This window comes from Streptomyces sp. NPDC088116 (assembly GCF_044741745.1).
Classification (GTDB): domain Bacteria; phylum Actinomycetota; class Actinomycetes; order Streptomycetales; family Streptomycetaceae; genus Streptomyces.
The window spans coordinates 328798-341210 of the sequence record NZ_JBIUTF010000001.1; the positions used below are offsets into that span (position 1 = coordinate 328798).

Here is a 12413-nt window from a genome sequence, read left to right on the forward strand (position 1 = left end):
GGTGGGGCGGCGTCCGTTGCGAGCGCCGCCCCACCACGGGTGTTCACCGGCACCACGCCAGGGACGTCACGCGGGGGCAGCGGCGGCCACCCGGCCGGCGCGCGCCGCGTCCACCAGGGCCCGGTGGTCCCGCTCGTTCTGGTCCGCGTAGCTCTCGGCGAACTCCGCCAGCGCGCGGTCGAAGGTGTCACCGGAGCCCAGATAGGCGGCGATCGCGATCCGGTCCCCCGAGCGGGCATGGGCCCGCGCCAGGGTGGCGGCGCAGAACTCGCCGAACACCCGCATCCCGTTCGGCACCATGATCTGGGGCACCAGGATGCCCTTCCAGTCGTGCAACTGGCGTACGTAGAAGTCCCGTTGGCGCTGGTCGAGCCCTGCCTCGACCCGGTCCCAGCCGAGGAAGATGTCGCCGGTCGCCTGCATGAGCCGCTGCCCGGCGACCACGCGCTGCCCCTGGTTGTCGTACGCGCTCTCGCCGACGTGCGCGGCGAGCACCGACCGGTCGGCCTCCTTGGCCTGGAGGATCAGCGGGTCCTCGTCGTCCCGTCCCAGCATGAGAAGGACCCAGCAGCGGGTGCCGACGCTGCCCACACCGACCACCTTGCGGGCGATGTCGACCAGACGGTATTGCCGGAGCAGATGCCGCCGGTCCGTGGACAGACTCTGGCCGTACCGCTCGATCAGATCAGCGAGTCCCCGGGCGATCCGGTCCCGCTCGCCGCCGGCCACCATGTCGTCGAGCGGCACGATCAGCGGCGGATCGGCGGCGAACCGGCGCTGTCCGCCGCCGAGCCGGGTCAGCTTCTCGAACGCCCGCAGGTTGTCCGTTGTCCGCGCCTTCGCCATCGCCTTGGACACCCGCCCACGACCGCGCCCACTGAGCCGCCGGCTCGCCAGGGCCTGGAGTTCCTCCATGTCGGCGTGCTCGTACCAGACGGCGAGATTGCCCAGCCCGGCGAGGAACCGCATCCGCTCGCGGTACGACCGTACGGTGGCCCGGACGATGACGGCGCGCTCCTTCCTGGAGTAACCGTTCTCCCGCCCCGCGATCACCAGGCTCGCGGCGAGCCGTTTGACGTCCCATTCCCAGGGGCCGGGCAGGGTCTCGTCGAAGTCGTTGATGTCGAACACCAGCCGCCGCTCCGGGGAACCCAGCAGCCGGAAGTTCAGCAGGTGCGCGTCTCCGCACAGCTGGGCGGTGATGCCGGAGCGCGGAGTCGCGGCCAGGTCGCCGGCCATGATCGCGGCGGCGCCCCGGTAGAAACGGAACGGCGATTCCGTCATGCGCGCGTAGCGGATGGGGATGAGTTCCGGCACCCGCGTGGCCGACTGTTCCTCGACCACCGCCACCGGATCCGGCCGCTTCCCGGCGGGCGTGAACCCGGCATGGCTGGACCTCGGCACCTTCCTCCGGGCCGCCTTGCCCCGGCCGGCCCGCTCCTGGGGCGACAGATGCGGTACGCCGTCGCTGCCCTGGTTCATGGAAGTCGCCTCCCTGCCCACGGGGCGACCGCCCCCACGCCCTGCCGACGCGGAGCCCGGAGCACCCGGAACGAGCCCCCCGATGTCCCTATTATCCGTCGCCCCGCGCACGGCCCGCATCCCGGCCGTCCACAGCGGGCCGTCGACGGCCCGCTGTGGACACACACGGTCACGGTCGCGGAGCGGAGGGGCACCACCCGTGTCCGGCACCCCTCCGCGACGACCGTCAGTTCGGGTTGCTCGCGTTCGTCAGCGTCTCCCAGGCGACGAACAGGTTGTTCGTCCCCGCCGGCCGCCCCTGCTCGGTGAGCCGCTGGGTGTTGGTCATCGAGTAGCCCAGCCGCGTGTTCAGCGCGTTGAAGCCGACCTCGGTGATCGGGCCGAGGCCACGCGTCACCGTCCCCTTGCACAGCGACGCCGGTACGGGCTCGGCCCCCAGCTCGTACTTCGCCTGGAAGCCCAGCGCCTGCCGCAGCCGCTCGCCGACCTGCGGGAACAGGTCCTGGCCCTGGATGCGCGCGGTCTCGTAGACATGGCCGACGGACGAGATGCCGTAACCCGTGTGGACGAAGTCGCGGCACGTCTCCTGGGTGAGACCGGTGACGAAGGTTCCCTGGCCCTGCCAGTAGCTGACGATCTTGGCGCGGGTGTCCAGGTTCTGGCTCGGTACGGTCCTGGGCAGATCGCCGTCCGAGGACAGGTAGATGTACGCGGGCACACGGACCAGGTACTTGCCGATCGCCTTGTCGTAACTCGCCTTGTCGTCGAGGAAGACGGAGACGCTCACCGCCGCCTCCATCATCGTCAGCTCCCAGTTCCCGTTGGAATTGGACCCGTTGATGATCTCGGGCAGATAGACGGTGCGCAGCATCGTGCCGAACCGCGCGGAGTTCGCCCAGCTTCCCGAGCCGTTGGCGTAGACGTGCTTGATGATCTCCGCGGCCTTGGGCCAGGAGGAGCCGGCCCAGCCGGTCTGGAGCGGGGCGTTGCTGTTGGTGTGGTCCTTGACCGTGCCGGACCAGGCGTCCATGAGCTCGATCGACTTCTTCGCGTACCGGTCGTCGCGGGTGATGTACCAGGCCAGCGCGTCGGTGTACGCGGCGATGGCGTCCTCGCGCTCGTCGGTGCAGCCGTAGTTCGGGTTGGAGTACGGGCCGCACTCGACGACCGCGCGAGGCTTGGCCGTACGCGACAGGGAGGCGTACTTGCTCGCCATCATCTGGTCGTACGCGCCCTTCCAGGGCTGCGCGCCGGCCTGCACCTTGCCGCGCACGAAGTCGAGTTGGGCGGTGTTGAGGTTCACACCGGGGTGGGTGAAGTTCTGCGGGGCGGCCGCGGCGGACGGGGCCGGGGCCCTGTCCGCCGCGGGCGCCTTCTCGGCCGCCGCCGGTGTGACGAAGGCGGCGGCCGTCAGGCCCGCCAGGGCTGTGGAGAGAGCGAGCACGCGGGAGATGGATCCGGGGCGCATGTGGGGGTGCCCTTCCGGTCGTTGGGCGTTCCTCAACCCCAACTCGGTTCATTCATATGAACATTGAGCGGGGTTGTGAACTCTGCACGGAAGGGGAACGTAGAACCAACCCGCGAGCGCGTCAAGGTCTGGACCAATAGGGATCCCTGTGCGAACGAAAAGGCACGGACGTCCCGCACACGTCGAGGGCCGGGCGGCCACCGCCACCCGGCCCTCGAAGACCGCCTGTCGCACCACTCGCGCCCCGCGCGTCGCGCCCCACGCGTCAGCGCATCAGCACTCCCGCACCCTCGCCCGTCATCTCCGTCGGCAGTGTGACCAGCCCCAGATCCACACCGGTGGGAAGCAGCGGGTGCGCGGGCAGTACCCGCACCGTGTAGCCGTACGGGCCCGTACGGTCCAGGGCCAGCGGTCCCTCGTACACCCAGCGGCCCTCCAGGTCCGGCCCGCCGGCCGGCTTGAGCGGGAAGGTCACCGCGTCCGCGATCGCGTCGTCCGAGCCGACCCGGCCCGCGACCGCCTGCACTTCCACATCGTCCGGGCGGAGTTCGCCGAGACCGACGTTCACCCGCAGGGAGAGCGTGGAACCCAGCTCGGCGGCGCCGCCCGTGCCGCTCGCCGCCACCGCCTCCACATGGTCGACCGACACATACGGCCAGAGCGTGCGCGTCCGGTACTTCCAGGCCGCCAGCTCCGTCGCCGTACCGGCGTCCAGGGCGCGGTGGGCGCGGGCGGCCGGCGCGTACAGCCGCTCCACATACTCCCGCACCATCCGTCCCGCGAGCACCTTCGGTCCCAGGGTGACCAGTGTGCTGCGGACCATCTCGATCCAGCGGCCGGGCAGGGCGTCCGCGCCCCGGTCGTAGAAACGCGGCGCGACCCGGTCCTCGATCAGCTCGTAGAGTGCGTTCGCCTCCAGGTCGTCCCGGCGGTTCTCGTCGGCGGCCAGGCCCTCGGCCGTCGGGATGGCCCAGCCGAAGTCCGGGTCGAACCACTCGTCCCACCAGCCGTCCAGCACCGACAGGTTGAGACACCCGTTGAGCGCGGCCTTCATCCCGCTGGTGCCGCACGCCTCCAGCGGGCGCAGCGGGTTGTTCAGCCAGACGTCGCAGCCCGGGTAGAGCTTCTTCGCCATCGCCATGCCGTAGTCGGGCAGGAAGACGACGCGGTGGCGCACCCGCGGATCGTCGGCGAACCGCACCAACTCCTGCACCAGCCGCTTGCCGCCGTCGTCCGCCGGGTGCGCCTTGCCCGCGACGACGATCTGGACGGGCCGCTCGGGATCGAGCAGGAGGTCCGTCAGCCGGCCGCGGTCGCGCAGCATCAGCGTCAGGCGTTTGTACGAGGGGACGCGCCGGGCGAAGCCGATGGTGAGGACGTCCGGGTCGAGCACCCCGTCGATCCAGCCCAGTTCGGCGTCCTGCGCGCCGCGCAGCCGCCAGGACGCGCGCAGCCGTTCGCGTACCTCGGTCACCAACTGCTCGCGCAGGGCCCGGCGTACGCCCCAGATCTCGCCGTCCGGGATCCCGGCGATGGCGTCCCGGCGCGGCGATCCGTCCCCGGAGTCCGCCGCCAGGGCGTCCCCCGAACAGCCCGAGCCTCCCGGACCTGCCGGACCTGCCGGACCCGCGCCCAGCCGGGCGATCTCGGGGGCGACCCAGGTAGGGGCGTGCACGCCGTTGGTGACGGAGGTGATGGGCACCTCGTCCGGGTCGAAGCCGGACCAGAGCCCGGCGAACATCTCCCTGCTGACCGCGCCGTGCAGGGTGGAGACGCCGTTGGCCCGCTGGGCGAGCCGCAGCCCCATCACGGCCATGTTGAACAGCCTCGGGTCGCCGCCCGGATAGCTCTCCGTACCGAGGCCGAGGACCCGCTCGGCGTCCACGCCGGGCAGTTCGCCGTCGTCGCCGAAGTGACGGGCGACCAGCGCGCGGTCGAAGCGGTCGATCCCGGCGGGCACGGGGGTGTGGGTGGTGAAGACCGTCCCGGCCCGTACAGTCTCCAGAGCGGCCTCGAAGCCGAGCGAGCCCCCAGGGGCCGAACCGGAACCGGAGTCGGCACCGACATCGGCGCCACCGCTCACCAGCTCACGAATGCGCTCCAGCCCCAGGAACCCCGCGTGCCCCTCGTTGGTGTGGAACACCTCGGGCGCCCGGTGCCCGGTGATCCGGCAGTACGCACGCACCGCACGGACCCCGCCGATCCCCAGCAGCATCTCCTGGAGCAGGCGGTGTTCACTGCCACCGCCGTACAGCCGGTCGGTCACCTCGCGCTCGCCCGGTCCGTTCTCCTCGACGTCGGAGTCGAGCATCAGCAGCGGCACCCGGCCCACCCGCGCCTGCCAGACGCGGGCGCGCAGCGAGCGGTGTCCCGGCAGGGCGAGGACGACATGGGCCGGTGTGCCGTCCGCCTCGCGCAGCAGCGTCAGTGGCAACTCGTCGGGGTCGAGGACGGGATACTGCTCCTGCTGCCAGCCGTCCCGCGAGAGGGACTGGCGGAAATAGCCGTGCCGGTAGAGCAGCCCGACGCCGATGAGCGGTACGCCGAGGTCGCTGGCGGCCTTGAGATGGTCACCGGCGAGGATGCCGAGCCCGCCGGAGTACTGCGGCAGTGCCGCGGTCACCCCGAACTCGGGCGAGAAGTACGCGACGGCCTCGGGCAGCTCCGCGCCCTGGCCGTCGCGTTCCTGGTACCAGCGCTCGCCGTGCAGGTAGGTGTCGAGATCGGCCGCGGCGGCGGCCAGTCTCTCCAGGAAGGGACGGTCCCCGGCCAGCTCGGCGAGGCGGGCGGCGGACACGCTTCCGAGCAGCCGTACGGGGTCGCCGTCGGCGGCCCGCCAGCCGGCGGGGTCGACGGCCTCGAAGAGCTCTCGGGTCTCGGTGTGCCAGGACCAGCGCAGATTGCGGGCGAGATCGCCCAGCGGTCGGAGGGGTTCGGGCAGGACGGGGCGGACGGTGAACCGACGGATTGCCTTCACGCTTCCACCTTCGCAGGGGACGTACGAGCCGCAGCGGACAAACCACAGACATACGAGCCGGAAGTACGGGCCGGACACCGGACCGGACGACCGGACCGGCGGGACGCACCACGCTGTGCGGCCCACCGTCCGTCCGACGTTAGCCGTACCCCGCCCTGCGCAACCACGGCGCATTCGCGCACTCACGCCCGGGTGTCCGCGCCCCGTCGGGGCAACCGACAAGGAAGAGGCTCCTGTTCGCGCCTGTCGTCCCGGGCCGCTGTCCGTACGCCCAAAGCAGTTACACGGGCAGTCGCACGGGCGGTTCGCCGTACGCCCGAGTAGTTAACAAACCGCCGGATTGCCCACCCGAAAAGAGTGGGAAGGCTCCTGCGGTACGCACGGCTCAGCGCACGCTCAGGACGCACCCGCACACGCATGCGCACCACTCACATGCACGCCACACATGTACGGCGCACACCTGCACGGCACATGCGCGGCTCATATGTACGGCATACGAGCGCGTCTCCACATGATTCCAGCGCTATTCGAGTGAACGCGGACAGGAGCGGCCATGCTCGCAGCGTCCCAGTCGTCTACCGAGCAGCTACAAAGAACACCCAAACCTCGCGAAAAGTCTCATAAAGGCGCCCAAAACGATCAATCTGCTTCGCCTGCGCCACCTGCCTCACCTGCTTCACCACCTGTTCCACCTGCTCCACCTGCCCTGCCTGTCACGCCCGCACAGCCCACAGGTGATCGAGTGAAACCACTGATTGGCCGCATTCCCGTCCTGGACGTACGTCCGCTCGTCGACTGCGGCAGACGCCCCGCGAAGGCGGTGAACGGTGAGTCCTTCCAGGTCACCGCCACCGTCTTCCGCGAGGGCCATGACGCCGTCGCGGCCAACGTCGTCCTGATGGACCCCGCCGGCCGCCCCGGCCCCTGGACCCCGATGCGTGAACTGGCCCCCGGCACGGACCGCTGGGGCGCCGAGGTCACCCCCACCGAGGAAGGCCGGTGGACCTACACCGTCGAGGCATGGAGCGATCCGGTCGCCACCTGGCGCCACGCGGCCGGCATCAAGATCCCGGCGGCCACCGACGAGGCCGACATCGCGCTCGTCCTCGCGGAGGGCGCCGAGCTGTACGAACGGGCCGCCGCCGGCGTGCCGAAGCGCGACGGCCGGGAGGCCGTGCTGGCCGCCGCCGACGCGATGCGCGACGAGTCGCTGTCCGCCCCGGCCCGGCTCGACGCCGCGCTCGCCCCGGAGGCCGAAGCCGCGCTCGCCCGCCACCCCCTGCGCGATTTCGTGAGCTCCTCGCGCCCCGCTCCCCTGCTGGTCGAGCGCCGGCGCGCGCTGTACGGCTCCTGGTACGAGCTGTTCCCGCGCTCCGAGGGCGCGATCGTGCCCAAGGGCCCGGTCGTCCCCCAAGGCGCGGTGGTCCCCAACGGCGGCCGTACGAACGGCGGATCGAGGAAGGACGGCAAGCACAAGCCGCCCGTCAGCGGCACGTTCAGGACCGCCGCCGAACGGCTTCCCGCCGTCGCCGCGATGGGTTTCGACGTCGTGTATCTGCCGCCGATCCACCCCATCGGCACCACCCACCGCAAGGGCCCCAACAACTCCCTGACGCCCGGCCCCGACGATGTCGGTGTGCCCTGGGCGATCGGCTCGGCCGACGGCGGGCACGACGCGATCCACCCCGACCTGGGCACGATCGAGGACTTCGACCACTTCGTGGAGACGGCGCGCACCCTGCGCATGGAGGTCGCACTGGACTTCGCGCTCCAGTGCTCCCCCGATCATCCCTGGGTCGCCAAGCACCCCGACTGGTTCCACCACCGCGCGGACGGCTCCATCGCGTACGCCGAGAATCCGCCGAAGAAGTACCAGGACATCTACCCGATCGCCTTCGACAAGGATCTGCGCGGCCTGGTCCGGGAGACGACCCGCGTCCTGCGCCACTGGATGTCCCACGGCGTACGGATCTTCCGCGTCGACAATCCGCACACCAAGCCGGTGCTCTTCTGGGAGAAGGTCATCGCGAACATCAACCGCACCGACCCCGATGTCATCTTCCTGGCCGAGGCCTTCACCCGGCCCGCCATGATGCACACGCTCGGCGCGATCGGCTTCCAGCAGTCGTATACGTACTTCACCTGGCGGAACACCAAGCGGGAACTCACCGACTACCTGACCGAGCTCTCCGGTGAGTCCGCCGCGTACATGCGGCCCAACTTCTTCGTCAACACGCCTGACATCCTGCACTCCTACCTCCAGGAAGGCGGCCGTCCCGCCTTCGAGGTACGGGCCGTGCTGGCCGCGACGATGGTCCCGACGTGGGGTGTGTACGCGGGATATGAACTCTGCGAGAACTCCCCCGCCAAGCCCGGCAGCGAGGAGTACCTTGACTCGGAGAAGTACCAGCTGCGGCCCCGGGACTGGGAAGCGGCGGAGCGTGAGGGCCGCACGATCGCCCCCCTCATCACCACGCTCAACCGCCTCAGACGGCGTCATCCCGCGCTCCAGCAGCTGCGTGACATCCACTTCCACCACGCCGACAACGACGCGGTCATCGCGTACAGCAAACGGTCGGGCACGGACATCGTTCTGGTGGTCGTGAACCTCGACCCTCACCACACCCAGGAGACGACGGTCTCGTTGGACATGGAGCGGCTCGGCCTCGAACGGCACGAGACCGTCCCGGTGCGCGACGAGCTCACCGGAGAGACCTATCACTGGGGCAGAGCCAACTATGTGCGCCTAGAGCCGGGCGTCACGCCCGCGCACATCGTGGTTCTGCGACCGTCCCCGCCGATCGGAGGGTCACCCACATCATGATCGTCAATGAGCCTGTCCACGACACGTTCGAGGACACCCCGGCCAAGGACCGCGATCCCGACTGGTTCAAGCGTGCTGTCTTCTACGAGGTCCTGGTGCGTTCGTTCCAGGACAGCAACGGCGACGGCATCGGCGACCTCAAGGGCATCACGTCCAAACTGGACTATCTCCAGTGGCTCGGAGTGGACTGCCTCTGGCTGCCGCCGTTCTTCAAGTCGCCGCTGCGCGACGGCGGTTACGACGTGTCGGACTACACGGCGGTGCTCCCCGAGTTCGGTGATCTCGCCGACTTCGTGGAGTTCGTCGACGCCGCGCACCAGCGCGGCATGCGCGTGATCATCGACTTCGTCATGAACCACACGAGCGATCAGCACGACTGGTTCCAGGAGTCCCGCAAGGACCCCGACGGACCGTACGGCGACTACTACGTCTGGGCCGACGACGACAAGCAGTTCCAGGACGCCCGGATCATCTTCGTCGACACCGAGACGTCCAACTGGACCTTCGACCCGGTCCGCAAGCAGTACTACTGGCACCGTTTCTTCTCCCACCAGCCGGATCTCAACTACGAGAACCCGGCGGTACGCGAAGAGATCGTCTCCGCGCTCCGGTTCTGGCTGGACCTGGGCATCGACGGCTTCCGGCTGGACGCCGTGCCATACCTGTACCAGCAGGAGAACACCAACTGCGAGAACCTCCCGGCGACCCACGAGTTCCTCAAGGCCGTACGGAAGGAGATCGACGCCAACTACCCCGACACGGTGATCCTCGCCGAGGCCAACCAGTGGCCGGAGGACGTCGTCGACTACTTCGGCGACTACGCGGCGGGCGGGGACGAATGCCATATGGCGTTCCACTTCCCGGTGATGCCCCGGATCTTCATGGCCGTACGGCGCGAATCGCGCTACCCGGTCTCGGAGATCCTGGCGAAGACCCCGGCCATCCCGACGAGCTGCCAGTGGGGCATCTTCCTGCGCAACCACGACGAGCTGACCCTCGAAATGGTCACGGACGAAGAACGCGACTACATGTACGCGGAGTACGCCAAGGACCCGCGCATGCGTGCCAACATCGGCATCCGGCGCCGGCTCGCCCCGCTGCTGGACAACGACCGCAACCAGATCGAGCTGTTCACCGCTCTGCTGCTGTCGCTGCCAGGGTCCCCGATCCTCTATTACGGGGACGAGATCGGGATGGGCGACAACATCTGGCTCGGCGACCGGGACGCCGTGAGAACCCCGATGCAGTGGACCCCCGACCGGAACGCGGGCTTCTCGTCCAGCGACCCCGGCCGGCTCTACCTGCCGACGATCATGGACCCGGTCTACGGCTACCAGGTCACCAATGTCGAGGCGTCGATGGCGTCACCGTCCTCGCTGCTGCACTGGACCCGGCGAATGATCGAGATCCGGAAGCAGAACCCCGCTTTCGGGCTCGGCTCGTACACCGAGCTGCCGTCGTCCAACCCGGCCGTGCTCGCCTTCCTGCGCGAGGCCCCCTCCCAACAGGGCGAGGGCGACGATGTGGTGCTGTGCGTACACAACTTCTCGCGCTTCGCGCAGCCCACGGAGCTGGACCTGAAGGCCTTCGCCGGGCGTCATCCGGTGGAGCTGATCGGCGGTGTGCGCTTCCCCGCCATCGGCGAATGGCCCTACCTGCTGACTCTCGCGGGGCACGGCTTCTACTGGTTCCGCCTCAGGAAGGACGTCTCGCCGTCGTGATGGCGTGACGTTGCCATGGCGTGGCGTCGTGATGGCGTACGGCGTGATGGCGTCCTCTGCCGTCCTTCGACCACGCGTTGACCCGTGACCCGGCGTTAACGCGTGGCCCCCGTGCGAGGCGGTTTCCGTCGCCCCGCACGGGGCAGTCTCCCAAACATCCAGTTCGATCGAGTTCGTACGAAAACGATCCGTTCGGATCATCCTCACCCGACACGTCCCGCACAGCCGGACAGCCATTGCCGCAATCCGGGACACTCTGCGCATCCTGTGGTGTGCCCGGGGAAAGGACGCGATGCCATGTCGAAGGCTGCATCCACCTGGACTACCCCACGCCTCGTCACTGCCTCGCCCACGGTCCCACCCGCTCCCCCGTCCGCCGTACCCCCCTCGCTGTCGCCGGTCGACGCGCGAGAGCTGGTCGGCTCGCTCGCACCGATACTGCACGACTGGCTGCCGCACCAGCGCTGGTTCGCGGGCAAGGGCCGTCCGGTCACCGGCTTCGTACCGGTGACGGTCACCGAGTTGCTGCCGTCGGACGCGGGGGATCCGGGGCTGCTGCACCTTCTGGTTCGGGTCGAACAGCGCGGTGCCGCCGGGCCGCCGCCGTCGATTCCCCCCTCCGCCCCCTCGGCTCCCGCACCGGCCGACGACTGCTATCAGCTGCTGCTCGGCGTACGCGACGCACTGCCGCCCCACCTGGCGCCCGCCCTTGTCGGCCATGCCACCCAGGGCCCGCTGGCCGGCCGTACCGTCTACGAGGGCCTGCACGATCCGCGCCTGGCCGAACTGCTGCTGGAACGATTGCGCACACCCGGCGCACTGGGCACGCTGCGGTTCGACCGCGCCGACTCCGTCCCGTCCGGACTCGCCGGCCGGCTGCTCGACGCCGAGCAGTCGAACTCCTCGCTGGTGTACGGGGACGAGTACATCCTGAAGATCCTCCGCCGGGTCTTTCCCGGCCCCCACCCGGACCTGGAACTGCCGCTCGCCCTGGCGGCGGAGGGCTGCGGGCGGGTTCCCGCGCCCGTCGGCTGGTTCGAGGCGGACGACCCGTCCGGCAGCGGCGACTCCCTCACCCTCGGGGTGCTCCAGCCGTATCTGCGCGGCTCCCAGGACGGCTGGCAGCTGGCGCTGGCCGCGCTCGCCGACGACCGTGAATTCACCACCGAGGCGCGGGCGCTGGGGCGGGCCACCGCCGAGGTGCACATCGCGCTGGCCGCCGCCCTGCCGACGGTCACCCTGGGCCGTCGGCAGACCGGGCAGCTGGCGGCCGGGATGGCCGAGCGGCTGGACGCGGTGGCGCGGGCGGTGCCCGCGCTGGCGCCGTACGCTCCCGGGCTGCGCGGCGCCTTCGACGCGCTCGCCGGGCTGGACGAGGCGGGGCGCGGCCGGCCCGCCCAGCGTGTGCACGGCGATCTGCACCTGGGCCAGGCCCTGCGCACGCCGGACGGGAGCTGGTCGGTCATCGACTTCGAGGGCGAGCCCGCCCGGCCGCTCGCCGAACGCCGCCGCCCGCAGCCGCCGGTCCGCGATGTCGCGGGCATGCTGCGCTCCTTCGACTACGCGGCCCGCTCCCACGAGCCGTGGCGCCCGGACTGGGCGACACGCTGCCGCGCGGCGTACTGCGAGGGGTACGCGGCGGTCTCGGGCACCGACCCGCGTGCCGAACCCGAACTGCTGCGCGCGTACGAGACCGACAAGGCGGTCTACGAGGTGCTGTACGAGGCCAGGCAACGCCCCGACTGGCTGCCGGTGCCGATGGCGGCGATCCGCCGGCTGGCGGGTGGCGTCTGACGCGGCGTCACCCCGTCACGGCCGAGCGGTGCGGGCACCGTCCCCGGACCGCTCGCGATCCGCCTCATGGTCCGGCGCGACGACGGCACGGGGACCGGCAGCACGACGGTCCCTGTCCCCCCACTCCCCCCGCTCCCCCCACACGCA

Annotated in this window: 6 protein-coding genes; 3 read left to right on the forward strand and 3 right to left on the reverse strand. The window is 70.3% G+C overall.

Features of this window, described 5'->3' with window-relative positions; all coding sequences use genetic code 11:
* Positions 1-66: 66 nt before the first annotated feature.
* The 3 genes from ACIOJD_RS01435 to glgP all read right to left on the reverse strand — a co-directional run bounded on the left by ACIOJD_RS01435 (position 67) and on the right by glgP (position 5927).
* A complete protein-coding gene (locus ACIOJD_RS01435) occupies positions 67-1482 on the reverse strand; it encodes a DUF2252 domain-containing protein (RefSeq protein ID WP_401907642.1) in 1416 nt (471 codons plus the stop codon).
* A gap of 226 nt (positions 1483-1708) precedes the next feature.
* Positions 1709-2950 (reverse strand): alginate lyase family protein, encoded by a 1242-nt coding sequence (locus ACIOJD_RS01440; RefSeq protein WP_401907643.1) that lies wholly within the window; start codon positions 2948-2950, stop codon positions 1709-1711.
* A gap of 265 nt (positions 2951-3215) precedes the next feature.
* Complete coding sequence (glgP, locus tag ACIOJD_RS01445; RefSeq protein WP_401907644.1) at positions 3216-5927, reverse strand: alpha-glucan family phosphorylase; 2712 nt, start codon at positions 5925-5927, stop codon at positions 3216-3218.
* A gap of 751 nt (positions 5928-6678) precedes the next feature.
* Here glgP and ACIOJD_RS01450 point away from each other — a divergent pair.
* From ACIOJD_RS01450 to ACIOJD_RS01460, 3 genes are all read left to right on the forward strand, one after another.
* Positions 6679-8751 carry an alpha-1,4-glucan--maltose-1-phosphate maltosyltransferase gene (locus tag ACIOJD_RS01450; RefSeq protein ID WP_401908858.1) on the forward strand — a complete coding sequence of 691 codons (2073 nt, stop codon included), beginning with the start codon at positions 6679-6681 and terminating at the stop codon, positions 8749-8751.
* The gene (gene treS / locus ACIOJD_RS01455; RefSeq protein WP_401907645.1) at positions 8748-10472 is read left to right on the forward strand and encodes a maltose alpha-D-glucosyltransferase; all 1725 of its coding nucleotides are present in this window, start codon (positions 8748-8750) and stop codon (positions 10470-10472) included. Before ACIOJD_RS01450 ends, treS begins: the two co-directional genes overlap by 4 nt.
* A 297-nt stretch (positions 10473-10769) precedes the next feature.
* A complete protein-coding gene (locus ACIOJD_RS01460) occupies positions 10770-12266 on the forward strand; it encodes a maltokinase (RefSeq protein WP_401907646.1) in 1497 nt (498 codons plus the stop codon).
* Positions 12267-12413: the final 147 nt, after the last annotated feature.